Source organism: Bradyrhizobium sp. ISRA442 (assembly GCF_038085055.1).
GTDB lineage: Bacteria > Pseudomonadota > Alphaproteobacteria > Rhizobiales > Xanthobacteraceae > Bradyrhizobium.
Genome location: NZ_JALGCN010000008.1, coordinates 252,373 through 276,379 on the forward strand (window position 1 = coordinate 252,373; position 24,007 = coordinate 276,379).

At 64.7% G+C, this 24,007-nt stretch carries 20 protein-coding genes; 18 read left to right on the top strand and 2 right to left on the bottom strand.

The features are described 5' to 3' along the window. Nucleotides 1–160: 160 nt before the first annotated feature. The 10 genes from MTR72_RS19305 to MTR72_RS19350 all read left to right on the top strand — a co-directional run bounded on the left by MTR72_RS19305 (nt 161) and on the right by MTR72_RS19350 (nt 14,361). A complete protein-coding gene (locus tag MTR72_RS19305) occupies nt 161–1,504 on the top strand; it encodes an MFS transporter (RefSeq protein WP_280969466.1) in 1,344 nt (447 codons plus the stop codon). Nucleotides 1,505–1,735: 231 nt separating this feature from the next. After that, nucleotides 1,736–2,842, top strand: coding sequence for an efflux RND transporter periplasmic adaptor subunit (locus MTR72_RS19310; RefSeq protein ID WP_280969467.1), 1,107 nt, complete (start codon nt 1,736–1,738; stop codon nt 2,840–2,842). Nucleotides 2,843–3,013: 171 nt separating this feature from the next. Beyond that, entirely contained in the window at nt 3,014–6,151 is a 3,138-nt protein-coding gene (locus MTR72_RS19315; RefSeq protein ID WP_341510838.1) for an efflux RND transporter permease subunit, read from the top strand. Nucleotides 6,152–6,182: 31 nt separating this feature from the next. Continuing rightward, nucleotides 6,183–6,782, top strand: a complete 600-nt coding sequence (locus MTR72_RS19320) for a TetR/AcrR family transcriptional regulator (protein WP_280969469.1) — start codon at nt 6,183–6,185, stop codon at nt 6,780–6,782. Between the two features lie 189 nt (nt 6,783–6,971). Then, entirely contained in the window at nt 6,972–7,595 is a 624-nt protein-coding gene (locus MTR72_RS19325) for a flavin reductase family protein (RefSeq protein ID WP_280969470.1), read from the top strand. Between the two features lie 286 nt (nt 7,596–7,881). Further along, nucleotides 7,882–10,149, top strand: a complete 2,268-nt coding sequence (locus tag MTR72_RS19330; RefSeq protein WP_280969471.1) for an acyl-CoA dehydrogenase — start codon at nt 7,882–7,884, stop codon at nt 10,147–10,149. After that, a complete protein-coding gene (locus MTR72_RS19335; protein WP_280969472.1) occupies nt 10,149–11,432 on the top strand; it encodes an acetyl-CoA C-acetyltransferase in 1,284 nt (427 codons plus the stop codon). Before MTR72_RS19330 ends, MTR72_RS19335 begins: the two co-directional genes overlap by 1 nt. A gap of 2 nt (nt 11,433–11,434) precedes the next feature. Next, nucleotides 11,435–13,531, top strand: a complete 2,097-nt coding sequence (locus tag MTR72_RS19340) for a 3-hydroxyacyl-CoA dehydrogenase NAD-binding domain-containing protein (protein WP_280969473.1) — start codon at nt 11,435–11,437, stop codon at nt 13,529–13,531. A gap of 7 nt (nt 13,532–13,538) precedes the next feature. After that, nucleotides 13,539–13,949 (top strand): acyl-CoA thioesterase, encoded by a 411-nt coding sequence (locus MTR72_RS19345; RefSeq protein ID WP_280969474.1) that lies wholly within the window; start codon nt 13,539–13,541, stop codon nt 13,947–13,949. A 220-nt stretch (nt 13,950–14,169) separates the two neighbouring features. Beyond that, nucleotides 14,170–14,361 (top strand): hypothetical protein, encoded by a 192-nt coding sequence (locus tag MTR72_RS19350; RefSeq protein ID WP_280969475.1) that lies wholly within the window; start codon nt 14,170–14,172, stop codon nt 14,359–14,361. A gap of 228 nt (nt 14,362–14,589) precedes the next feature. Here the strand turns inward: MTR72_RS19350 and MTR72_RS19355 are convergent, their stop codons facing one another. Further along, nucleotides 14,590–15,054, bottom strand: a complete 465-nt coding sequence (locus MTR72_RS19355; RefSeq protein ID WP_341510855.1) for a nuclear transport factor 2 family protein — start codon at nt 15,052–15,054, stop codon at nt 14,590–14,592. Between the two features lie 155 nt (nt 15,055–15,209). Here MTR72_RS19355 and MTR72_RS19360 point away from each other — a divergent pair, with 155 nt between their 5' ends. Together MTR72_RS19360 and MTR72_RS19365 are read left to right on the top strand one after the other, a co-directional pair. Then, nucleotides 15,210–15,884, top strand: a complete 675-nt coding sequence (locus MTR72_RS19360; RefSeq protein WP_280969477.1) for an HAD family hydrolase — start codon at nt 15,210–15,212, stop codon at nt 15,882–15,884. A gap of 99 nt (nt 15,885–15,983) precedes the next feature. Then, a complete protein-coding gene (locus tag MTR72_RS19365; RefSeq protein WP_280969478.1) occupies nt 15,984–16,832 on the top strand; it encodes a DeoR/GlpR family DNA-binding transcription regulator in 849 nt (282 codons plus the stop codon). Between the two features lie 68 nt (nt 16,833–16,900). Here MTR72_RS19365 and MTR72_RS19370 read toward each other — a convergent pair whose 3' ends face one another. Next, entirely contained in the window at nt 16,901–17,800 is a 900-nt protein-coding gene (locus MTR72_RS19370) for an alpha/beta fold hydrolase (RefSeq protein ID WP_280969479.1), read from the bottom strand. A gap of 284 nt (nt 17,801–18,084) precedes the next feature. On the opposite strand from MTR72_RS19370, the gene glpD reads away from it, so the two are divergent. Genes glpD through MTR72_RS19400 form a run of 6 tightly spaced genes read left to right on the top strand, consistent with a single transcriptional unit; the run spans nt 18,085 to nt 23,927 of the window. Further along, nucleotides 18,085–19,635, top strand: a complete 1,551-nt coding sequence (glpD, locus tag MTR72_RS19375; protein ID WP_280969480.1) for a glycerol-3-phosphate dehydrogenase — start codon at nt 18,085–18,087, stop codon at nt 19,633–19,635. Beyond that, entirely contained in the window at nt 19,632–20,708 is a 1,077-nt protein-coding gene (locus MTR72_RS19380; protein WP_280969481.1) for an ABC transporter ATP-binding protein, read from the top strand. Before glpD ends, MTR72_RS19380 begins: the two co-directional genes overlap by 4 nt. A 12-nt stretch (nt 20,709–20,720) precedes the next feature. Beyond that, nucleotides 20,721–21,806, top strand: coding sequence for an ABC transporter ATP-binding protein (locus MTR72_RS19385; RefSeq protein WP_341510839.1), 1,086 nt, complete (start codon nt 20,721–20,723; stop codon nt 21,804–21,806). Next, the gene (locus MTR72_RS19390) at nt 21,806–22,780 is read left to right on the top strand and encodes a carbohydrate ABC transporter permease (RefSeq protein WP_280969483.1); all 975 of its coding nucleotides are present in this window, start codon (nt 21,806–21,808) and stop codon (nt 22,778–22,780) included. Before MTR72_RS19385 ends, MTR72_RS19390 begins: the two co-directional genes overlap by 1 nt. Then, nucleotides 22,780–23,586, top strand: coding sequence for a carbohydrate ABC transporter permease (locus tag MTR72_RS19395; RefSeq protein ID WP_341510840.1), 807 nt, complete (start codon nt 22,780–22,782; stop codon nt 23,584–23,586). Before MTR72_RS19390 ends, MTR72_RS19395 begins: the two co-directional genes overlap by 1 nt. A gap of 11 nt (nt 23,587–23,597) precedes the next feature. Then, a complete protein-coding gene (locus tag MTR72_RS19400) occupies nt 23,598–23,927 on the top strand; it encodes a DUF2160 domain-containing protein (protein ID WP_280969484.1) in 330 nt (109 codons plus the stop codon). The last annotated feature ends 80 nt before the right edge of the window (nt 23,928–24,007 follow it).

Genomic DNA, 24,007 nt, shown 5'->3' on the forward strand with positions numbered 1-24,007 from the left:
GACAATCACGGCGACGGCGCGTGCGGCGTAGTGCCGTCTGCACCGGCGCAACGGGCTTGACCGGCTGCGCCCCGTGCATTGCTCGCTCCATTGACTCTTTGCCCGCGATGCTCAAAACCGCGCTTCTGTCCTAAAAAAGCAACGATCCCGGGGGGAAGCCATGAGCCAGACCACGACCTTTGCCGGTTCCGCCGGCGGCGCCAAGAATGCCAACAAGAGCGCAATCGAGACCTCGACCATCCGCGCCATCTCCTGGCGGCTGATTCCCTTCCTGGTGCTGGCCTACTTCTTCTCCTATCTCGACCGCGTCAATCTTGGCTTCGCCGCCCTGACCATGAATGCGGAGCTGAAGTTCACGCCGCTGATCTTCTCCTGGGGCGCCGGCATCTTCTTCATCGGCTATTTCATCTTCGAGGTGCCGAGCAATCTGGCGTTGGAGAAGTTCGGCGCCAGCCGCTGGATCGCCCGCATCATGGTGACCTGGGGCATCATCTCGGCGCTGATGGCGCTGGTGAATGGCGTGACGAGCTTCTATGTCCTGCGCTTCCTGCTCGGCGTCGCCGAAGCCGGCTTCTTTCCCGGCATCATTCTTTATCTAACCTATTGGTACCCCGCCGAATACCGCGCGCGCTTCCTCGCCGCCTTCGCCATCGCCGTGCCGGTCTCGACCGTGATTGGTGCCCCGATCTCCGGCCTGCTGCTCGGGCTCGACGGCGTGATGGGCCTGAAGGGCTGGCAGTGGCTGTTCATCATCGAGGGCATCCCCTCGGTGCTGCTCGGCATCGTCACCTGGTTCTATCTCACCGACAAGCCGGAGAAGGCGGACTGGCTCTCGGCCGAGCAGAAGGCTTGGCTCAAGGGGAGGCTTGATTCCGAGATTGCGGCCAAGCAGGCCGTGAAGCATCTGTCGCTCGGCGAAGCGCTGTCTTCGCCCAAAGTGATCGCGTTGAGCTTGATCTATTTCGGCTTCGTCGGCGCGCTCTACGGCATGCAGTTCTGGCTGCCGCAGATCGTCAAGGCGTTCGGCCTCACCAACGCGCAGACCGGCTTCGTCACCGCGATCCCGTATCTGTTCGGCACCATCGCGATGATCCTGTGGGCGCGGCATTCCGATGCCACGCGCGAACGCGTGATGCACGTGGGCGCGCCGCTGCTGCTCACCGCCGTCGCGCTCGGCGTCTCCTCCTATCTCACCGATCCCACCCTGACGATGGTGGTGCTGACGGTGGCGGCGATCGGCGTGTTCTGCTGTTTCGGCGTGTTCTGGACCCTGCCGACCGCCTGGCTCTCCGGCACGGCCGCCGCCGGCGCCATCGCTTTGATCAACTCGATCGGCAATCTCGCCGGCTTCGGCGGGCCCTACCTGATCGGCTGGGTCAAGGAAGCAACGGGCCAGACCTCGACCGGCCTCCTGGTGCTCGCCATCTTGCCCCTGATTGCCGGCATCCTGGTCTTCATCGGCGGCCACGACAGCAAGCACGAGTTCGCCGAACAGGGGCGGTAGCCTCCAGACGTCGCCCTGGCGAAGGCCTGGCCCATACTCCGCGGCCCCTCTTGGGGCACGCGGGGAGACGTTTTCTTTCAACAATTGACTTCAGGGGTAATGGGCCTTGGTTTTCGCCGGGCGACGGGAGGGTCATCCCGTCGATCACGGATTCCTGATGACTGACGATTATTGACTTTTATCAGTGATTAGTCGACATTTCTCCGGAACACAGAAGCAGGAGCGTCTCCGATGTTCGTCCGGTCAGTATTGTCGAGCTATTCCAAGCTCTTGGCAGGCATCGCGCTGGCCGCCACGGCTGCTGCGCTGGCTGGGTGCAATGAGACCGTCGCCGAGAAGGCCGAGCCGCCGCGGCCGGTTCTGGTCGCCACCGCGCATTACGAGGCCGAAACGCCGGAGCGGAGCTTCGTCGGCACGATCAAGCCCCGGATCGAGAGCGACCTCGGCTTCCGTGTCGCCGGCAAAGTGGCAAAACGCCTAGTCGAGGTTGGCCAGACCGTCGAGGTCGGCGAGCCGCTCGCAACCCTCGACGAGGTCGACCTCAAGCTGCAGGCCGAGCAGGCCGTCGCCGAGCAGACTGCCGCAACCGGCGTGCTGGCCCAGGCTGCTGCCGCCGAGCAGCGTGCCAAGGATCTGAAGGCCAAGGGCTGGACCACCGACGCGCAGATGGATTCGAGCCGCGCCGCCGCCGACGAGGCGCGTGCGCGCCTGAACCGGGCCGAGCGCTCGGTCGAGCTGACCAAGAATTCCCTTTCCTACGCGACGCTCAACGCCGACGCCCGTGGCGTCGTCACCGCAACGCTGATCGAGCCCGGCCAGGTGGTCGCCGCGGGTCAGGCCTCGATCCGCGTCGCCCGCTTTGCCGAGAAGGAAGCGGTCGTCGCGATCCCTGAGACGCTGGTCGAACGCGCCAAGTCGGGCGTCGCCAGCGTCACTCTTTGGTCGGAGCCCAACAAGAAGTACGCAGCGAAGCTGCGCGAGATCGCGCCCGCCGCCGACCCGGCCACGCGCACCTATCTCGCAAAGTTCTCGCTGCCCGAAGCCGACGACAAGGTCGCGCTCGGCATGACCGCGACGCTGACGCTGTCGGACGCCGCCACCGAGCGCGTCGCGCGACTGCCGCTGTCCGCGCTGTTCAACGAAGGCGGCAAGCCCTCGTTCTATGTCGTCGACGACAACGGCGCGGTCACGCTGCAGCCGGTCACGGTGAAGTCCTATGAGAGCAACGACGTCGTCGTCACCGGCGGCGTGGCGGAGGGCGCCAAGATCGTCGCCCTCGGCGTGCAGAAGCTCGATCCGAGCCAGAAGGTCCGGATTGTGTCCTCGCTGTCTTTCTAACGCGGGTTCTTTCGAGTTCCGTCGTTGCGAGGTGAGTTTCGGCCGCAAGGCTGAAGCGGCGAAGCGATCCAGCACCTGCCCAGCCCCCTGGATTGCTTCGCTGCCTCGCGATGACGGGTTGAACAGAGTGGCTGTCGTTTTTGACAAGTGGATCGTCTTACGGAGAGTGCGATGAAGCGCTTCAACCTTTCGGCCTGGGCCGTCAGCCATCCGACGCTGGTCCTGTTCCTGATGATCGTGCTCGGTGCCGCCGGCTTCTTCTCCTACGAGAAGCTGGGCCGCGCCGAGGATCCGTTCTTCACGGTGAAGGTGGTCAACGTCTCCGTGATGTGGCCGGGCGCGACCGCGCAGGAGATGCAGACCCAGGTCGCCGATCCCATCGAGAAGAAGCTCCAGGAGCTGCCTTACTTCGAGAAGGTGCAGACCTACTCCAAGCCCGCCTTCACCGCGCTCCAAGTGACCTTCCGCGACAACACCCCGCCGAAGGACGTGCCCTATCTCTTCTATCTTCTGCGCAAGAAGCTCGTCGACGTGCAGGGCCAGTTGCCCTCGGGCATTCTCGGGCCCGTGGTCAATGACGAGTTCTCCGACGTCGATTCCATCCTCTACATGATGACCGGCGACGGCGCCGATTATGCCCAGCTCAAGAAGGTCTCCGAAGGTTTCCGCCAGCGTCTCCTGAAGGTGCCCGGCGTGACCAAGGTCGACGTCTACGGCACCCAGGACGAGCGCATCTATGTCGAGTTCTCGCATGCCAAGCTTGCGACGCTGGGTATCACGCCGCAGGCGCTGTTCGATTCGCTCGCCAAGCAGAACAACGTGACCCCGGCCGGCACGGTCGAGACCTCGTCGCAGCGCGTGCCGCTGCGCGTCACCGGCGCGCTCGACGGTGCCAAGGCCGTGGCCGAGACCCCGGTCGAGAGCAACGGCCGCGTCTTCCGCCTCGGCGACATCGCGACCGTCACCCACGGCTATGCCGATCCGCCGAGCTTCGTCGTCCGCCAGGAAGGCAAGCCGGCGATCGGCATCGGCGTCGTCACCGCCAAGGGCGCCAACATCCTCGAGCTCGGCAAGGAGGTCGAGAAGGCGACCGCCGAGTTCATGAAGGCGGTGCCGCAGGGCGTCGACGTCGAGCTGATCGCCGACCAGCCCAAGGTGGTCGAGCACGCGGTGGGCGAGTTCGTGCACTCCTTCATGGAGGCGCTCGTGATCGTGCTGTTCGTGTCGTTCCTCGCGCTCGGCTGGCGCACCGGCATCGTCGTCGCAATGTCCGTTCCGCTGGTGCTCGGCATCGTCTTCATCGTCATGAACACGATGTCGCTCGACCTGCACCGCATCACCCTCGGCGCGCTGATCATCGCGCTCGGCCTGCTCGTCGACGACGCCATCATCGCGGTCGAGATGATGGTGGTGAAGATGGAGCAGGGCTGGGACCGCATCCGCGCCGCGTCCTTTGCCTGGGAATCCACTGCGTTTCCGATGCTCACGGGAACGCTGGTCACGGCCGCTGGCTTCCTCCCCATCGGCTTTGCCAATTCCGCGGTCGGCGAATATGCCGGCAGCATCTTCTGGATCGTGGCGATCGCGCTGATCGCCTCCTGGTTCGTGGCGGTGATCTTCACGCCTTACATCGGCGTCAAGCTCCTGCCCGACATGAAGCTGCACCATAGCCACGATCCGCATGCAGTCTACGAGACTCGCATGTACCGCGGCCTGCGCGCCATCGTGCAGTGGTGCGTCAATCACCGCATCACGGTGGTGGTCGCGACCGTCGGCATCTTCATCGCCTCGATCGTCGGCTTCGGCCACGTCCAGCAGCAGTTCTTCCCGCTGTCGGAGCGGCCCGAACTGTTCCTCCAGCTCCGTCTGCCGGAAGGCACTGCCTTCAACGTCACCGAAAAGGCCGTGAAGGAGGCCGAGACACTGCTCAAGGACGACAAGGACATCGCGACCTACACGGCCTATGTCGGCCAAGGCTCGCCGCGCTTCTGGCTCGGCCTCAATCCGCAGCTTCCGAACGAGGCCTTCGCCGAGATCGTGATCGTCGCCAAGGGCGTCGAGGCACGCGAGCGCGTCAAGGCCAAGATCGAGAACGCGGTCGCCGACGGCATGTTGACCGAGGCGCGCGTCCGCGTGGACCGCTTCAATTTCGGTCCGCCGGTCGGTTTCCCCGTGCAGTTCCGCGTGATCGGCCCTGACGCCAACAAGGTGCGCGAGATCGCTTACCAGGTTCGCGACGTCATGCGCGAGAACAAGAACGTCAAGGACGTCCAGCTCGACTGGAACGAGCAGTCGCCCTACCTCAAGCTCGTCGTCGATCAGGACCGTGCCCGCGCCATGGGCCTGACGCCGCAGGACGTGTCGCAGGCGCTTTCGATGCTGATCTCGGGCGCGCAGGTCACGACCGTACGCGACGGCATTGAGAAGGTTGGCGTGGTCGCGCGTGCGATCCCGTCCGAACGCCTCGACCTCGGCGGCGTCGGCGATCTGACCATAACGTCGCGCAACGGCGTTGCCGTGCCGCTGCAGCAGATCGCCAAGATCGAGTACTCGCATGAGGAGCCGATCCTGTGGCGCCGCAACCGCGACATGGCGATCACCGTGCGCTCCGACGTCGTCGACGGCGTGCAGGCGCCTGACGTCACCAACCAGATCACGCCGAAGCTGAAGGCGATCAAGGACCACCTCGAGCCGGCCTATCGCATCGAGCCGGGTGGCGCCTTCGAGGAATCCGCCAAGGGCAATGCCTCGATCTTCATCCTCTTCCCGGTGATGGTCATGGTGATGCTGACGCTGCTCATGATCCAGCTCCAGAGCTTCTCGCGCCTGTTCCTGGTGTTCCTGACCGCGCCGCTCGGCATCGTGGGCGCCTCCCTCGGCCTCAACGTCGCCAACGCGCCGTTCGGCTTCGTGGCACTGCTCGGCCTGATCGCGCTCGCCGGCATGATCATGCGCAACACGGTCATCCTGGTCGACCAGATCGAGACCGACGTCTCGCACGGCCTGACCCGGCGCGAGGCGATCGTGGAGGCGACCGTCCGCCGTGCCCGCCCCGTGGTGCTGACGGCCCTCGCGGCCATCCTGGCCATGATCCCGCTGTCGCGCTCGGCATTCTGGGGCCCGATGGCGATCACCATCATGGGCGGCTTGTTCGTTGCAACCTTCCTAACGCTCCTGTACCTGCCGGGCCTCTACGCCCTCTGGTTCCGCAAGAGCCTGGACGAGGCGGGGTCTCCCACGCTGGCCACTGCGGCGCAGCATGGGAGCGATGCCGAGCCGGCAATTCCGCTTGCTGAGGCGGCTGAATAGATGAAGAGTATCGAGTGATGAGTCCTGACAGATGACACTGACTGCGGAACATATCGAAGGCGACACCCGGGAGCGCATCCTCGAGGTGGCCGAGAGGCTGTTCCGCCTGATCGGGTATCAGAAGACCACAGTCGGGGATATCGCCAAGGAGCTCAGGATGAGCCCCGCCAACGTGTATCGCTTCTTCGAATCGAAGAAGGCGATCCACCAGGCGGTGGCGCGGGGCTTGATGGGCGAGGTCGAGCTCGAGGCGCAGCGGATCGTGGCGAGGCCGGGTCCAGTGATCCCCCGCTTCCGTGAGCTGCTCACCACCATCAACCGCATGAACACCGAGCGCTATGTCGGCGATTCCAAGCTGCATGAGATGGTCGAGATCGCCATGCAGGAAGATTGGGATGTCTGCGTCGCCCACATGGAGTGTATTGCCGGGGTTATCGGCCAGATGATCGCGCAGGGCGTCGCCTCCGGCGAGTTCGAGGCGCCGGACCTGCAGCTCGCTTCGCTCTGTGCCTGCACCGCGATGATGCGCTTCTTCCACCCGCAGATGATCGCCCAGTGCGCCACCAAGCCGGGCCCGACCATCGACCAGATGATCGATTTCGTCATCGCGGGTCTGTCGCCACGCCACTGACGGGCCGAGGAATTTCTCCCTATAAGCAGGCCTTCCGTCATTCCGCTTCGGGATGACGGAAGGTTTTGCGAGCGAGACGGATCAACGGACTCCGTCATTGCGAGCGCAGCGAAGCAATCCAGAATCCCACCGCGGAGACAGTCTGGATCGCTTCGCTGCGCTCGCAATGACGATCAGGGAAAAATCAGCGTGACCGACAAAGACCTGCATTTCTACGAGCCCTCCAAGGGCCACGGCCTCAAGCATGATCCCTTCAATGCCATCATCGCACCGCGGCCGATCGGCTGGATCTCTTCCCGCGACGCCAAGGGCCACGTCAACCTCGCGCCGTACAGCTTCTTCAACGCGTTCTGCTACACCCCGCCGATCATCGGCTTCTCCTCCACCAACTGGAAGGACACCGTCGAGAACATCCAGCAGGCCAAGGAATTCGTCTGGAATCTCGCCACCATGGATCTGGCCAAGCACATGAACGCGACTGCGGCGCATGTTGCGCCCGATGTCGACGAGTTCAAGATCGCGGGCCTTACCGCCGTTCCGGGCAAGCTCGTCAACGTGCCGCGCGTTGCCGAAAGCCCGGTCGCCTTCGAGTGCCGCCTGTCCGACATCGTCCGCCTCAAGGGTGCCGACGGCAGGGAGGCCGATGCCTGGCTGACGCTCGGCGAGGTCGTCGCCGTCCACATCGACAAGGCCATGATCAAGGACGGCATCTACCAGACCGCCGCCGCCCGCCCGATCGTCCGCGCCGGACGCCGTGGCGATTATTTCGAGATCAGGCCGGAAAACATGTTCGAGATGGTCCGGCCGGATTAGGCCGGCCACGCCGTCATTCCGGGGCGACGCGTTAGCGTCGAGCCCGGAATCCATAACCACAATCGAGAGTATGGATTCCGGGCTCGCGCCTGACGGCGCGCCCCGGAATGACGGCGTGGAGGCATCTCACCATCCCCCTCCCGGAACTGCCACCGCGCCCCGGCCGTTATCGCTGCGGGCCGCCCGGCCGCGTCAATTCGCTTCTTTTTGCGGGCGAAGTGTTCACTTCTGTCGGCCACTTTCCGCTAAAATGCTCCTCATCCGCGCCGATCATGAGGTTTTTGCCATGAGCTTCCGCCGCGACACCCTCACCAAGCCGATCTTCGCTCTCGCGCGCGGCGCCTTGCCGGCGATGTCCGACACCGAGCGTGAGGCGCTGGAAGCCGGCGACGTCTGGTGGGACGCCGATCTCTTCACCGGCAATCCCGACTGGTCGAAACTGCTGAGCGTCGCCCCGGCTACGTTGACGGAGGAGGAGCAGGCCTTCCTCAACGGCCCGGTCAACGCGCTCTGCGCCATGCTCGACGAATGGAAGATTTTTTGGGAATGGCGCGACCTGCCTCACGAGGTCTGGCATTTCATCAAGCGCGAAAAATTCTTCGGCATGATCATTCCGAAGGAGTTCGGCGGCCTCGGCTTCTCGCCCTATGCGCATTCGGAAGTGGTGCGCAAGATCTCGACCCGCTCGATCGCGGCGGCCGTCACGGTGATGGTTCCGAACTCGCTCGGGCCGGGCGAGCTCTTGATGCGCTTCGGCACGAAGGAGCAGCAGCAACGCTGGCTGCCCCGCCTTGCCGACGGTCGCGACATTCCCTGCTTCGGCCTGACCAGCCCCGAAGCCGGCTCCGATGCGGCCTCGATGGTCGACAGCGGCATCATCTGCAAGGGAGTTTTCGAAGACCGCGAGATCATCGGCCTCAGGCTCAACTGGCACAAGCGCTACATCACGCTCGGCCCCGTCGCAACGCTCCTGGGTCTCGCCTTCAAGGCCTATGATCCGGATCATCTGGTGGGCAATCAGGAGGAGCTCGGCATCACCGTGGCGCTGATCCCGACCGGCTTGCCCGGCGTCGAGATCGGCCACCGCCATCTGCCGGCGATGCAGGTGTTCCAGAATGGCCCGAACCGGGGCCGCGACGTCTTCATTCCGCTCGATTACGTCATCGGAGGCAAGGAGCGGCTCGGGCAGGGCTGGAAGATGCTGATGACCGCGCTCGCCGCCGGACGCGGAATCTCCTTGCCGTCGCTCTCGGCCGCGGGTGCGGCCTTGGCGGCACGCACCACCGGCGCCTATGCGCGCATCCGCGAGCAGTTCGGCATCTCCATCGCCAAATTCGAAGGCGTCGAGGAGCCGCTCGCGCGCATCGTCGCGACCGCCTACCAGCTTGATGCGGCGCGACGGCTCACCTGCGCGGCGCTGAATGCCGGCGTTCATCCCGCCGTCATCTCCGGCATCATGAAGCTGCACGCGACCGAGCGGATGCGAACCGCGGTCGACGACGCCATGGACATCCATGGCGGCAAGGCGGTGATCGACGGACCGCAAAACTATCTTGGCAATCTGCACCGGGCCGTGCCGGTCGGCATCACGGTGGAAGGCGCCAACATCCTGACCCGCAATCTCATCGTGTTCGGGCAGGGCGCGATCCGCGCCCATCCCTTTCTGCTCGACGAGATGAATGCGCTCGCCGACACCGACCGCGAGCGCGGGCTGACCGACTTCGACAAGGCGTTCTGGAAGCATGTCGGCCACAGCTTCCAGACGCTGTTCCGCGCCCTCAGTCGGTGCTGGACCTTTGGCGCGTTCGCGCCCGCGCCGGACGCAGGCGAGGCGACACGGTTCTATCGCCAGCTCTCGCGCTATTCGGCGGCCTTCGCGCTCTGCGCCGACGTGGCGCTGCTCACGCTCGGCGGTGCGCTGAAGCGCAAGGAGATGCTGTCGGCGCGGTTCGGCGACATCCTCTCCGAGCTCTATCTGCTCTCGGCCGCGCTGAAGCGCTGGCATGATGAAGGCCGGCAGAAGGAGGATTTCGCCGCGCTCGAATGGTGCATGGCCTCCGGCTTCAAGACCATCGAGAACAGGTTCGCCGAGATTCTCGCCAATCTGCCGAACCGCTTCGTCGCAGGGATCCTCAAGCTCGTGGTCCAGCCCTTCGGCGCCCGCGTGCTCGGCCCAAGCGACCGCGTCGTGCACCAATGCGCCAGCCTCGTGCTGGAGCCGTCGGCCGCGCGCGACCGCCTCACGCCGGACCTTGCCCATGTCGATGATGACTGCGGCTTTGCCCGGCTGGAGCATGCGTTCAAGCTGGTCGCGAGCACCGATGCGATCGCAAAGCGCATGCGGGCCGCGCATATCCACGACTGGAAGGAGGCGGCGGCCAAGGGCGTGATCACGCAGGCCGAAGGCGAGCAGCTTGCGGCGGCGGGTGAAGCTGTCGCAAAAGTGATCGAGGTCGATGATTTCGCGCCCGAAGCGCTGTCGCCGATTTACAAGAAAACCGGCGACGTGCATCAGTTCTTCCAGGAACTCGGGGAACAGAGGGCGGCGAGCTGATGGCACGACCGGTTTTCATCGTCGACGGCAGCAGGACGCCGTTTCTCAAGGCGCGCTCGGGGCCGGGCCCGTTCACGCCGGTCGATCTCGCCGTGCAATGCGGCCGGCCGCTGCTGGCGCGCCAGCCGTTCGCGCCCACCGCCTTCGACCAGGTCATCCTCGGCTGCGTCAACGTGATCGCGGACGAAATGAATCCTGCCCGCGTCGCGGCACTCAGGCTCGGCATGGGCGAGGACATGGTCGCCTTCACCGTGCAGATCAATTGCGGCTCCGGCATGCAGTCGATCGACAGCGCCTACCGCTACATCCGCGAAGGTCATGCCGACATGATCCTCGCCGGCGGCACCGAGGCGCTGAGCCACGCGCCGCTGGTCTGGCCCAATGCCGGCGTGCGCTGGTTCGCGGGGCTTGCCACTGCGAAGGGCATGGCCGCAAAAATCGCCGCAGCGCTGAAAGTGCGGCCACGCTTCCTGAAGCCGATCATTGGCCTCGAGCGCGGGCTGACCGATCCGATCACCGAATTGAACATGGGCCAGACCGCCGAGGTGGTCGGCCATCTCTTCGGCATCACCCGCGCGCAGTCCGATGCCTATGCCGCCGAGAGCCATCGCCGGCTCGCGCACGCGCAGGCGCAAGGCTTCCTCAAGGGCGAGGTCGAGACCGCCTTCTCCCGCGACGGAAAATTCTTCGACCATGACGACGGCGTGCGCCCGGACTCCACGCCCGAGACGCTGGCGAAGCTGAAGCCGGTGTTCGAGCGTCCCTGGGGCCAGGTCACCGCCGGCAATTCCTCGCAGATCACCGACGGCGCCTCCTGGGTGATCCTTGCCTCCGACGAGGCGGTGGTGAAGCACAAATTGTCGCCGAAGGCTGCCATCATCGACAGCAATTGGGCCGCGCTCGATCCGAGCATCATGGGGCTCGGGCCGGTGATGTCGGCGACGCCGCTGCTGTCGCGCAACAACCTCACCATCAAGGACGTCGAGACCTGGGAGCTGAACGAGGCCTTCGCCACACAGGTGCTCGGCTGCCTTGCCGCCTGGAATGACGAAAAATTCTGCCGCGAGATTCTCGGCCTCGACGACGCGGCCGGCGAGATCGATCGCGACAAGCTCAACGTCGATGGCGGTGCGATCTCGCTCGGCCATCCCGTCGGCACGTCCGGCAACCGCATCGTGCTGCACCTCGTCAACGCCATGAAGCGGCTCGGCACGCGCCGCGGCGTTGCCACGGAGTGCATCGGCGGCGGGCTCGGCGGCGCCATGTTGATCGAGGCGGTGTAACCATGGATTCGAAGATCATGACCGCGCTCGGCGATCGCGTGCTTGCGCTCGGGCCTCAGCCCGCGGCCGCCGGGCCCTATCGCCACTTCAAGCTGACGCGCGATGCCGACGGGATCGCCTGGCTGCTGTTCGACCGCGCCGACGCCAGCGCCAACACGCTGTCCGCGGACGTGATGGAGGAATTCGACGCCGTGCTCGCGGCGATCGAGACCGAGCGCCCCGCCGGCCTCGTGATCCGTTCGGCAAAGCCGTCCGGTTTCATTGCCGGCGCCGACGTCAACGAATTCCGCGGCGCCAGCGATGCTGCCATGGTGGAGACGCGCATCCGCGGCGCGCATGCCGTGGTCGATCATCTGGAGGCGCTGCGGTTGCCGACGGTTGCGGTGATCCACGGCTTCTGCCTCGGCGGCGGGCTCGAGGTCGCGCTCGCCTGCCAGTCGCGCATCGCCATCGACGGCGCGCGCTTCGGCTTCCCGGAGGTGATGCTCGGCCTGCATCCCGGCCTCGGCGGCACCGCGCGATTCACCGCCTTGGTGAATCCGACCCAGTCGATGGCCTTGATGCTGACCGGCCGCACCATCGACGCGCGCCGCGCCAAATCGCTCGGCCTCGTCGACACCGTGACGCAGGAGCGGCACGTCCACAACGCGGTGAGGGACGCGCTGTTCGGCCGGCTGAAGCGGGCCCGGCCGGGTCTTCTCACCCGCGCGGCCAGTTTTGGTCCCGTGCGCGGGCTGCTTGCCAAGCGCATGCGGAGCGAGGCCGCGAAGGCCGCCCCCCGCGAGCATTATCCGGCGCCATACGCGCTGATCGATCTCTGGGAGGCCCATGGCGGCAGCAAGGCCGCGATGCTGAAGGCTGAGCAGGCATCCTTCGCCAGGCTGATGGTGACGCCGACGGCGCAGAACCTGATCCGCGTGTTCTTTCTGCGCGAGCAGATGAAGAAGGCGGCGGGTACCGGCAGCACGGTCAAGCACGTCCATGTCATCGGCGCCGGTGCCATGGGCGGCGACATTGCCGCTTGGGTAGCGAGCCAGGGGCTGCGGGTCTCGCTGGCCGACATGAAGGCGGAGCCGATCGCCGGTGCAGTCAAGCGCGCCGCCGAGCTCTACGGCAAGATCATCCGCAAGCCCACCGAGGTGCGCGACGCGCTCGATCGTCTCGTTCCAGACATGGACGGCGAGGGCGTCCGTAACGCTGATCTGATCATCGAGGCGGTGCCGGAAAAGCTCGAGCTCAAGCAGAAGGTCTATGCCGGGCTCGAGCCGCGGATGAAGCCGGGCGCGATTCTCGCCACCAACACCTCGAGCATCCCGCTCCAGGATCTGCAGAGCGGTCTGGCGCGGCCGGAGCGGCTCGTCGGCCTGCATTTCTTCAATCCGGTGTCGCGGCTGCAACTGGTCGAGGTCGTCAGCCATGACGGCAACGACCCGCAGGTGTTGAAGGAGGCGCTTGCCTTCGTCGGCGCGATCGACCGCCTGCCGCTCTCCGTGAAAAGCTCGCCCGGATTCCTCGTCAACCGCGCGCTGACACCGTACATGCTGGAAGCGATGGTGATGCTGGACGAGAAGATCGACCAGCGCCTGATCGATGCGGCGGCCGAACAATTCGGCATGCCGATGGGACCGATCGAACTCGCCGACCAGGTCGGGCTCGACATCTGTCTGGACGTCGGCGACATGCTGCGCACGAAGTTCGGAGATCTGCTGCCGCCGACGCCGGCCTGGCTGCGCGATAAGGTCGCCAAGGGCGAGCTCGGCCGCAAGAGCGGAAAGGGCTTCTACGTCTGGAAGGACGGCAAGGCGGAGAAGGTGCCGTTGCCGGAGACCGGCCCGCGTGTCACCGACCAGATGATCGACCGGCTGATCCTGCCGATCTCCAACGTCTGCGTCGCGGCGCTTCGCGAAGGCATCGTCGACGATGCCGATGCGGTCGACGGCGCCATGATCTTTGGCACCGGCTACGCGCCGTTCCGTGGCGGTCCGTTGAATTATGCGCGCACGCGCGGCGCGGAAAATGTCGTATCCACCTTGCGCGCGCTGGCCGAACGATTCGGCGGCCGCTTCGCGCCCGATCCGGGCTGGGATAATTTCAAGTGAGAGGCACATGACTGAACAGGCCGACACCGAGCCGAGCGGCGACCTCTGCATTCGCACGCTGGCAATGCCCGCCGACACCAACGCCAATGGCGATATCTTCGGCGGCTGGCTGCTGAGCCAGATGGACGTCGGTGGCGGCGTGTTCGCTTCGAAGGTGGCGAAGTCGCGCACCGTCACGGTGGCGATCGAGGCGATGAATTTCCGCAAAGCGGTCTATGTCGGCGATCTTGTCTCGGTCTACGCCAATCTCGTTCGCGTGGGGCGTACCTCGCTCACCGTGCATCTCGAGGCCTGGGCGCTCCGTCGCGGCGAGGAGAATCCGTTCCTCGTCACCGACGGAAATTTCACCTACGTTTCGATCGACGAGCACGGCCGGCCGCAAGCGGTTCGCCAGCCGGACGCATCGATCGCGACGTAATCGCGCGCGGCGCGATGCCTCATCCTCGTTGTCATTGCCGTTACTGATCGCGGCATCTGTGAGTCGCCGCGTCGCGGCTTCGCCAAGAACCAGTCATAAAAGGGATGAGGTCCCGGCGTACTCAGTTGCGTGTCGATTCGGGGACGAAAACGGCTGATTTGCCCTAGGAACCTTTGGGCAGAACCGTCGTTATTTGCCCGCACTGAGGACTCAACGGGCCATGACGGACAGCTACATCATCGAAGTCAATTCAGAGACCGCAGGTATCGTCGTTCGCAATCAAGGAGGCTATTGTTTCTTCGCCTCATCCCACCGCTTCAACCGCCTGGAGGGCCAAATCTTCCGCAACGCCCGCGAAGCCGAGCGCGCTGCAAGCAAGCTCGTTAACGGCGAGGTGAAGGAGGCGGCGTGATCTCCCCGCCTGTCATTCCGGGCGCGCGCGAAGCGTGGGATCGGAATCTTTTGCCGCGCATGTTGTCCTTCTCCCCTTGTGGGAGAAGGTGGCGCGAAGCGCCGGATGAGGGGTTGCTTCCGCACATTCAGAGGTAAAAGAATCTCTCGCGGAGAGAGACCCCTCACCCGTCTCGCCGCTAGCGCGGCGAGCCACCCTCTCCCACAAGGGGAGAGGGTGAAAGAAGCATCACAGCTTCGTCGCCGCCCGCGACAACAGCTTCCAGTCGTCGCCCTGCTTCTGCCAGTTCATCAGGATGTGAAGGTTGGTCGGCACTTTTTTCCCATCGGCCGCCATCTCCTGCTCTGCGACCCAATGGAAGCGCACGATCGCGGCGGGGCCGACGACCTTGATGGTCGGGTCCTTGTATTCGATCGACAGGAATTTCGATTTGCCGTCGGTGGCGTTGGCGATGAAGGTCGCCTTGTCCTCGACCTTGCCGCTGGAATGGCTGTAGCTCAGATCATCCCAACATAACGCGCCGAGTGCCTTCGGGTCGGCCGCGATCTGGGCGAGGCGGAAGGCCTCGACCTTCTTCGCCACGGCTTCTTCGTCCGCCGAGGCGGCCTGCGCCGGCATCGCGCCGGAAGCTGTGATGGCAATGGTGGAGACAGCCAGGGTCGAGAGAGCCAGCTCGCGCCGGTTGATGATCATCGTTTCCTCCTTTTTGATCTTGCCGCGAGTGTTGCAGCCGCGCGCGACTTTGTCGAGTGTCACCTCGTCGTCATGCAATGCTCTGCATTGCGCGAGCGAGGTCATATTGATACGTCTTGCGCATTGATGCGCGGCGCGCGAGGGAAAGTACGGAAATGATCGAGGCCATCGGCAGGGCGTTGCTGTTCGATATCGACGGCACGCTCGCCAACACCGACCCGCTGCACTTGAAGGCTTTCAACCAGGTGCTCGGCCCCCGCGGCCATGTCTTCGATCACGTGCGCTTTTCGAAGGAGCTCCAGGGCTTCTCCAATGCATCGATCGGCGAGCGGTTTCTCACCGAGGAAGCGCTCGAGCGCCGCGTCGCGATCCTCGGCGAGAAGGAGGAGATCTTTCGCACGCTGGTGGCCGGACAGATCGAGCCGCTGCCCGGCTTGATGGCGCTGCTCGACCGGGCGGATGCTGCCGGCATTCCCATGGTCGCCGTCACCAACGCGCCGCGGCTGAATGCGGAGCTGCTGTTGTCGGGCCTCGGCATCACGGAGCGGTTCGAGGCGATCGTGATCGGCGATGAGCTTTTGCACGGCAAGCCGCATCCGTTGCCCTATCGGGAAGGGCTGCGCTTCGTCGGTGCCAGCGCCCAAGCCTCGATCGCGTTCGAGGACTCCCGCTCGGGCGTGCAGTCGGCCACGGCCGCCGGGATTCCAACCATCGGGATACGGACGAGCCTCAGCCATGCTGACCTTGTTGCCGCCGGCGCGATCGCCTCCGCGAGTGCCTTCGACGATCCCGAGCTGCTCGCCCGGCTCGCGACCGCAATGGCGTGGTGAGGAGCGAGGACCCTTTGTCCGTTAACCGTGATCAGCTCTTGCATTGACCGATCGCGCGATCCGCCGCACCATGCACCCAGTGATTTTGAGGCCATCACCGTGACCGGATTGACCCATCGCCAAGCCGAAATCCTCAACATCGCGCGCGCCTCCGGCCGCGTGATGGTCGAAGAACTCGCCCGCCGCTTTGAGGTGTCGGCGCAGACCATCCGGAAAGATCTCAACGATCTCTGCGAGCGCCGCTCGCTGACCCGCATCCATGGCGGCGCCATCATCGCGTCCGGCGTCGAAAACCTCGCCTACGAGGCCCGGCGCTTCGTCGCCGCCGATGAGAAGAAGGCGATCGGGATGGCGGCCGCTTCGCTCATTCCCAACGGCTGCTCGCTGTTCATCAATATCGGCACCACGACGGAGGAGGTCGCGAGCGCGCTCACCTCGCACGAGGATCTGCTCGTCATCACCAACAATCTCAACGTAGCCATGCTGCTCTACCGCCATCCCCGGATCGAGGTGGTGGTTGCCGGCGGCACGGTGCGGCGTGCCGACGGCGCCGTGGTCGGCTCGACCGCAACGCAATTGATCGGCCAGTTCAAGGTCGATTACGCCATCATCGGTGCGTCCGCGATCGACGAGGAGGGCGCGCTGCTGGATTTCGATTATCGCGAGGTCCAGGTCGCGCAGGCCATCATCGCGAATGCCCGCAGCGTCATGCTGGTTGCCGATTCGACGAAGCTTCGCCGCAGTGCTCCGGTGCGCATCGCCCATATCACCCAGATCCAGACCTTCGTTACCGATCAGGAACTGCCCGAACGCCTCGCCACCATCTGCCACAGCAAGGGCATCGAGGTGGTGGAGGCGCTGCCGAAGTCTGCCGATATCGACGAGGCGCAGGCCGAGGCCACACAGGACACTGCGCCGGAGGCATCCCCGGTTGTGCGATTGCGCTGAGGCCGCGGTCGGCTGCCTAGCTGAACTCCGTTTCCTGCCTACCCCGCAAGGCGGCAGGTCCACTGTTCCTAGTGAAGCGCGATGAAGGCAAGCACCGCCTCGTCATAAGCTTTGGGATTTTCGCTTGGGACCGTATGGGACGCATCGGGTATTTTTGCTCGCGTGGCCTGCGGCAGACATTTTTCCAGTTCGTCCACGATGCGATGGAAATACTCCGGACTGCGCTCGCCAGTCGTCACGAGTGTTGGTGCCGAAATGCGCTTTGCCATCTCGCAGGTGAACACCGGACGCGGGCGAGGTGAGGTGACGTCCGCAACCCCCGAAGGCGCATTGTCCAGCATCATTTGGCGCTCGGCTTGCGACCGCCGATCGTAAGTGCCAGGTCCGCCCACGCCGTCGGCGAAGAGCCACAGCCCTGCATCGACATCATTTTTCTTGAATGCTTCGCGCGCAGACGTAAATCGAGCGCCCCATTGTTTCAGGACGTCCGCGCCTGTCGGGCTTCCGGCGAGCAGGCCTTGGGCCGGAGGTTCGTTGACCACGAGCGTTCGCACCATCTCGGGATGATTGGATGCGAAGAATAGAGCGGCGTGCGCGCCAGACGAGTGCGCGACAATATGCGCCCGTTTGACGCCGAGGCCGGTCAAAATTGCAGCCAAGTCCTCCCCATGCACGTCTGCCGCGCCATCAGGGAGGCCGTCATTGCTTGCCGCATTGGGGTAGTGATTCTGCCGGCTATAGGCGATGACGAGATGGTTCTTTGAAAACACCGGCAGGTGCTCGTTCCAGAGACGATAGTCCTGAAAGCCCCCATGCACGAAAAAGATGGGGTCGCCTTGCCCGAGCTCGACATAGCCGAACGTCGTACCGGCAGCGCTGATCTGTTTGACGCTTCCGTCGGCAGCAGCCGCCGACGCCCACAGCCCGAGAAAGAGACCAGTGAAGGCGGCTCCGATTCCAGAATGCATGGTTGGGCTCCTGCATTGCCGAGCCGGAAGACGATAACCCGGCGAGCGAGCGCCGTACCATGCGACGTTGTGTACCGAATGCCTGACAATTTGCCTGAGTGCCGGTGGCAGGAGCACGCGGGACGGTCGAGCGGGCCCTCGTGCCTTCCGACAACCCACCCGTTGCCTACAAAAAAGTTCCGCTTTCGCCTCTTCTCGCTTCTCTTTCATCTTGCTTTCGCTTTCGGGTGTGATCTAATCAAAAACGAAAGTAGCCGTCCGATGGAACGGGCGGTCGCCGGGGGATGCGTCTGTTGGAGCGTATTTTCGACCTCGCCATTATCGGAGGCGGTGTTAACGGCTGCGGCATCGCGCGCGACGCGGTGGGCCGTGGCAACACGGTTTTCCTGTGCGAAATGAACGATCTGGCGAGCGGGACATCGTCCTGGTCGACCAAGCTCGTGCATGGCGGCCTGCGGTATCTCGAATATTACGAGTTCCGGCTGGTCCGTGAGGCGCTGATCGAGCGCGAGATCCTCTGGGGCATCGCGCCCCACATCATTCGCCCCCTGCGTTTCGTTCTGCCGCATCATGCGGGCCTGCGCCCGGCCTGGCTCCTGCGCCTCGGCCTCTTCCTCTACGACCACATCGGCGGGCGTCATCTCCTGCCGGCGACCCGTTCGGTCGATCTCAGGCACGACGAGGTCGGCCGCCCGCTGATCCCGAATCGCTACACCCGCGCGTTCGAATATTCCGACTGCTTCGTCGATGACGCCCGTCTCGTCGTGCTCAACGCGCGCGACGCCGCCGACAAGGGCGCCGAGATTCGCACCCGCACCCGCGCCACCGAGATCCGCCAGTCCGACGGCGTCTGGACCGTGAGCATGGTCGACACGCTGACCGGCGCACGCTCATCGATCCAGGCCCGGGCGCTCATCAATGCCGGCGGCCCATGGGTCGAGGACGTGCTCGGCCGTGGCGCCGGCGTCAATGCCAACGCCAAGGTGCGCCTGGTGCAGGGCTCGCACATCGTGGTGAAGAAACTCTACGATCACGACCGCGCCTACATGTTCCAGAACGCGGACGGCCGCATCATCTTCGTCATTCCCTACCAGGACGATTTCACGCTGATCGGCACCACCGATCGCGACTATGACGGCGATCCCTCCAAGGTGAAGGCGACGACGGAGGAGATCCAGTATCTCTGCACGGCTGCGAGCGAATATCTGGCCAAGCCGGTGACGCCGGAGGAGGTGGTCTGGACCTATTCCGGCGTGCGTCCGCTCTATGACGATGGCGCCAGCGAAGCCAAAGCCGCGACCCGCGACTACGTATTCGAGCTCGACACGCCCGGCGGCGTGCCGCTGCTGTCGATCTATGGCGGCAAGATCACGACCTACCGCCGTCTCGCCGAGGAGGCGCTGGAACGGCTTGCGCCCTATCTTCGCAGTGCGAAAGCGCGCGAGGGCTGGACCGGAAAATGGCCGCTACCCGGCGGCGAGATGGATGTGTCGGCCGTCGACGGCCTGATCGCGGAACTTCAGCGCGGCTATCCCTTCCTCACTCACGAACATGCGCGGCGCCTGGCGCGCGCTTATGGCACCCGCGCGATCAAGCTGCTGGGCGAAGCGAAATCGGCCGCCGATCTCGGTCAGTCCTTCGGTGCGACGCTGACCGAGCGCGAGGTCCGCTACCTCATGGCCAATGAGTGGGCTGTTACCGCCGAGGACATCGTCTGGCGGCGCTCCAAGCTCGGCCTGCGACTAAGTGCCGACGAGATCGCGGCGCTTGACGACTGGATCAGGACCCACGCCGTGCAGCAAAGTCCCCTGCTGGAAGCAGGAGGACGCTCATGACCGTGGCGCTCGATCACGTGACCCGGACCGTCGACGGAATTCCGCACATCCGCGACGTTTCGCTGACGCTCGCGAGCGGCACGCTCAACGTGCTGCTCGGGCCGACGCTGTCGGGCAAGACCTCGATCATGCGGCTGCTCGCCGGCCTCGACAAGCCGACCACGGGCAAGGTGCTGGTCAACGGCAAGGACGTCACCGGCGCCGACGTGCGCCAGCGCTCGGTGGCGATGGTCTACCAGCAATTCATCAACTACCCCTCGCTCACGGTCTATGAGAACATTGCGTCGCCGCTGCGCGTGCAGGGCAAGCCGCGCGAAGAGATCGAGAAGCGCGTGGCGGAGGCCGCGAAACTGCTCAGGCTCGAGCCGTTCCTCAAGCGCACGCCGCTCCAGCTTTCCGGCGGCCAGCAGCAGCGCACCGCGATCGCGCGCGCCCTGGTGAAGGGCGCCGATCTCGTGCTGCTCGACGAGCCGCTCGCCAATCTCGACTACAAGCTGCGCGAGGAGCTGCGCGCCGAGCTGCCGCGCATCTTCGAGGCCTCGGGCGCGATCTTCGTCTACGCCACCACCGAGCCCAGCGAGGCGCTGCTTCTCGGCGGCAACACCGTCTGCATGTGGGAAGGCCGGGCACTGCAGATGGGCGAGACCTCGACCGTCTACCGCCGGCCGCAGAGCTTGCGGGTCGCGCAAGTGTTTTCCGATCCGCCGCTCAACCTCGTCGGCATCGAGAAGAAGAACGGGCAGGTCGCATATGCCGGCGGCACCACGTCGCCGGCTTCGGGCCTCTACACCGGACTTGCCGACGGCGCCTATCGCGTGGGCTTTCGCGCGCATCAGCTCGGGCTCGCCAGCGGTGAGGCTGACCGCCACGCCTTCCATGCCACGGTGACGGTGACGGAAATCACCGGTTCGGAGAGTTTCGTGCATCTGACCCGTGACGGCTTGAACTGGGTTGCGGTCCTGCACGGCGTGCACGAGTTCGAGGCCGGCCAGACCATCGATGCCGTGCTCGATCCCAACGACGTTTTCGTTTTCGATGCGGCCGACCGTCTGGTCGCCGCGCCGGGCTCGTGAGGGAGGCGTTCGATGGCCCGCATTGACCTCGTCGATCTCGCCCACTCCTACGGCGGCAACGACGCAGCCCCGGAAAGCTTTGCGCTGAAGCCGGTCACCATGACCTGGCGGCAGGGCGGCGCCTATGCGCTGCTCGGGCCGTCCGGCTGCGGCAAGACCACGCTGCTCAACGTCATCTCCGGCATCATCACGCCCTCGCGCGGGAAAATCCTGTTCGACGGCAAGGACATCACATCGTTGTCGACCCAGAAGCGCAACATCGCCCAGGTGTTCCAGTTTCCGGTGATCTACGACACCATGACGGTGGGGCAGAACCTGGCGTTTCCGCTCAAGAACCGCGGTGTGCCGAAGGCCGAGATCGACAAGCGCGTCGCCGAGATCGGCCGCCTGCTCGATCTCGAACCCTATCTGAACCGCAAGGCGACGCGCCTCACCGCCGATGCCAAGCAGAAGATCTCGCTCGGCCGCGGTCTCGTCCGCTCCGACGTCGCCGCCGTGCTGTTCGACGAGCCGCTCACCGTCATCGATCCCGAGTTGAAATGGCAGCTTCGCTCGAAGCTGAAGGCGCTGCATCGCGAGCTCGACCTCACCATGATCTACGTCACCCACGACCAGACCGAGGCGCTGACCTTCGCCGACACCGTGGTCGTCATGCATGACGGCCGCGTGGTGCAGAGCGGCACGCCGGCCGAGCTGTTCGACAAGCCGGCCCATACGTTCGTCGGCTATTTCATCGGCTCGCCCGGCATGAATATCCTGCCGGCCGAGGTAAAGGGCCGCGAGGCGCGGATCGACGGTCATGTCATCGCGCTCAACCGCAGCTACGACAAGCTGCCGGCGGGCGCGAAGATCGAGATTGGCGTGCGCCCCGAATTCGTCGACGTCGTCGCGCCCGCGCCGGACCTGCTCTCGGCCAAGATCGAGCGCATCGACGATCTCGGCCGCATCCGCTTCGCCCGCGTCCGCGTCGGCGATGCCAAGCTAGCGGCGCGCGCGCCCGCTGGTTTCGCCAGCTCCGACGGCAGCTCCGGGCTGAAATTCGATCCGTCGCATGTCCACGTCTATGCCGACAGCCGTCTGGTGGAGGGAGCTGCCTGATGGACAAGACCGTCAATCAAAAAGCATGGTTCCTGGTGCTGCCGGTGTTCCTGGTGGTGGCCTTCTCGGCGGTGCTGCCGCTGATGACGGTGGTGAACTATTCGATGCAGGACACCTTCGGCAACAACCAGTTCTTCTGGAACGGGGTCGGCTGGTTCAAGGAATTGCTCGATCCCTCGACCGATCTCGGCGGCCGCTTCCTCGCCTCGCTCGGTCGCAACCTGTTCTTCTCGCTCGTCATCCTCGCGATCGAGGTGCCGCTCGGCATCGTCATCGCGCTCTCGATGCCGCGCCAGGGCTGGACCGTCGCGGCCTGTCTCGTGATCCTTGCGCTGCCGCTGCTGATTCCGTGGAACGTGGTCGGCACGATCTGGCAGATCTTCGGCCGGTCCGACATCGGCCTGCTCGGCTATACCCTCAATGCGATGGGCCTCGACTACAACTACGTGTCCAACGACATCGATGCCTGGGTCACCGTCATCGTGATGGACGTCTGGCACTGGACGAGCCTGGTTGCGCTGCTCTGCTATGCCGGCCTGAAATCGATCCCCGAGGCCTATTACCAGGCGGCGCAGATCGACGGCGCCTCGCGCTGGGCGGTGTTCAAGGCGATCCAGTTGCCGAAGATGAACCGCGTGCTGCTGATCGCGGTGCTGCTGCGTTTCATGGACAGCTTCATGATCTACACCGAGCCGTTCGTCGTCACCGGCGGCGGGCCGGGCAACTCCACCACCTTCATCTCGATCGAGCTGGTCAAGATCGCGCTCGGTCAGTTCGACCTCGGCAAGGCGGCCGCGCTGTCGCTGGTCTACAATTTGATCATCCTGATCGTCTGCTGGGTGTTCTACACCGTCATGACCAATGCAGGCGTCGAGCGGAAGGTGCAGGCGGAAGAGAAGCCGGCGGCGGAGCGCAAGCCCGCAGGCGCGCTCCAGCCCGCGACCGCGCTGAAGCCGAAGGAAGGAGTGGCCTGATGCACTCGATTCCCGGACGCCGCGTCATCATAGCGCTGTTTTTGATCTTCCTGTTGTTGCCGATCTATTGGCTCGTCAACATGAGCTTCAAGACCAACAGCGAGATCGTCTCGACGATGACGCTGTGGCCGCATACGCCGACGCTGCAGCACTATAGGCGCATCTTCACCGACGAGAGCTGGTATTCCGGCTACATCAACTCGCTCGAATACGTCGTCCTCAACACCATCATCTCGATCTCGGTGGCGCTGCCCGCGGCCTATGCTTTCTCGCGTTACCGCTTCCTCGGCGACAAGCATCTGTTCTTCTGGCTGCTGTCGAACCGCATGGCGCCGGCCGCGGTCTATGCGCTGCCGTTCTTCAACCTCTATTCGGCGATCGGACTCTTTGATACTCCTTGGGCCGTTGCGCTCGCGCACTGCATCTTCAACGTGCCGCTTGCGGTGTGGATCCTGGAGGGCTTCGTCTCCGGCGTGCCGCGCGAGATCGACGAGACCGCCTTCCTCGACGGCTATTCCTTCCCGCGCTTCTTCATCAAGATCCTGGTGCCGCTGATCGCGAGCGGCATCGGCGTCGCCGCCTTCTTCTGCTTCATGTTCTCCTGGGTCGAGCTGCTGCTCGCGCGCACGCTGACCTCCGTGCAGGCCAAGCCGATCGCCGCGATCATGACGCGCACGGTGTCGGCGGCGGGCATGGACTGGGGCTTGTTGGCCGCCGCCGGCGTGCTCACCATCATTCCGGGTGCGCTCGTGATCTGGTTCGTCCGCAACTACATCGCGCGCGGTTTTGCGCTCGGCAGAGTCTAGAGGAGGCGACGATGGAATCCATCGCATGGATGGCCTGGACGTTGCCGACGGCGATCTTTTTCGCCGCGCTCGCCTGCACGCTGGCGGTCATGACGTGGCTCGCCGCCGTCTATCCCGAAGCCGAGCGCGTCGGCGTGCTGCGCATCCCGACCACGCGCGGCGACCGCCTGTTCATCTCGCTGATCACGGCCGCCGTCATCCACCTGTTGTGGATCGGCCTCGTCGGCACCGACGCGATCGCGACGCTGCCGATCGGGGAGGACGGTTTCGAAGTGTCGAGCCTGTGGCTCGCAAGTGGAATTTCGCTCGCCACGGCCGTGCTCATTTTCCGCACGGTCTGAAGCTCGCGAAGGGACGGCCAGATCCGGGGATCAACCCGGGCCTGTATAAGGTTTGTCGCTGCAACGGAGGAACAACATGC

What these genes read in the sequence shown, in the direction of transcription:
- MTR72_RS19370 (WP_280969479.1), bottom strand. Translation starts at nt 17,800, where the DNA reads ATGCATTCTGGAATCGGAGCCGCCTTCACTGGTCTCTTTCTCGGGCTG.
- MTR72_RS19335 (WP_280969472.1), top strand. Translation starts at nt 10,149, where the DNA reads ATGGCACGACCGGTTTTCATCGTCGACGGCAGCAGGACGCCGTTTCTC.
- MTR72_RS19390 (WP_280969483.1), top strand. Translation starts at nt 21,806, where the DNA reads ATGGACAAGACCGTCAATCAAAAAGCATGGTTCCTGGTGCTGCCGGTG.
- MTR72_RS19355 (WP_341510855.1), bottom strand. Translation starts at nt 15,054, where the DNA reads ATGATCATCAACCGGCGCGAGCTGGCTCTCTCGACCCTGGCTGTCTCC.
- glpD (WP_280969480.1), top strand. Translation starts at nt 18,085, where the DNA reads ATGCGTCTGTTGGAGCGTATTTTCGACCTCGCCATTATCGGAGGCGGT.
- MTR72_RS19305 (WP_280969466.1), top strand. Translation starts at nt 161, where the DNA reads ATGAGCCAGACCACGACCTTTGCCGGTTCCGCCGGCGGCGCCAAGAAT.
- MTR72_RS19395 (WP_341510840.1), top strand. Translation starts at nt 22,780, where the DNA reads ATGCACTCGATTCCCGGACGCCGCGTCATCATAGCGCTGTTTTTGATC.
- MTR72_RS19380 (WP_280969481.1), top strand. Translation starts at nt 19,632, where the DNA reads ATGACCGTGGCGCTCGATCACGTGACCCGGACCGTCGACGGAATTCCG.
- MTR72_RS19350 (WP_280969475.1), top strand. Translation starts at nt 14,170, where the DNA reads ATGACGGACAGCTACATCATCGAAGTCAATTCAGAGACCGCAGGTATC.
- MTR72_RS19340 (WP_280969473.1), top strand. Translation starts at nt 11,435, where the DNA reads ATGGATTCGAAGATCATGACCGCGCTCGGCGATCGCGTGCTTGCGCTC.
- MTR72_RS19320 (WP_280969469.1), top strand. Translation starts at nt 6,183, where the DNA reads ATGACACTGACTGCGGAACATATCGAAGGCGACACCCGGGAGCGCATC.
- MTR72_RS19315 (WP_341510838.1), top strand. Translation starts at nt 3,014, where the DNA reads ATGAAGCGCTTCAACCTTTCGGCCTGGGCCGTCAGCCATCCGACGCTG.
- MTR72_RS19385 (WP_341510839.1), top strand. Translation starts at nt 20,721, where the DNA reads ATGGCCCGCATTGACCTCGTCGATCTCGCCCACTCCTACGGCGGCAAC.
- MTR72_RS19400 (WP_280969484.1), top strand. Translation starts at nt 23,598, where the DNA reads ATGGAATCCATCGCATGGATGGCCTGGACGTTGCCGACGGCGATCTTT.
- MTR72_RS19345 (WP_280969474.1), top strand. Translation starts at nt 13,539, where the DNA reads ATGACTGAACAGGCCGACACCGAGCCGAGCGGCGACCTCTGCATTCGC.
- MTR72_RS19330 (WP_280969471.1), top strand. Translation starts at nt 7,882, where the DNA reads ATGAGCTTCCGCCGCGACACCCTCACCAAGCCGATCTTCGCTCTCGCG.
- MTR72_RS19360 (WP_280969477.1), top strand. Translation starts at nt 15,210, where the DNA reads ATGATCGAGGCCATCGGCAGGGCGTTGCTGTTCGATATCGACGGCACG.
- MTR72_RS19310 (WP_280969467.1), top strand. Translation starts at nt 1,736, where the DNA reads ATGTTCGTCCGGTCAGTATTGTCGAGCTATTCCAAGCTCTTGGCAGGC.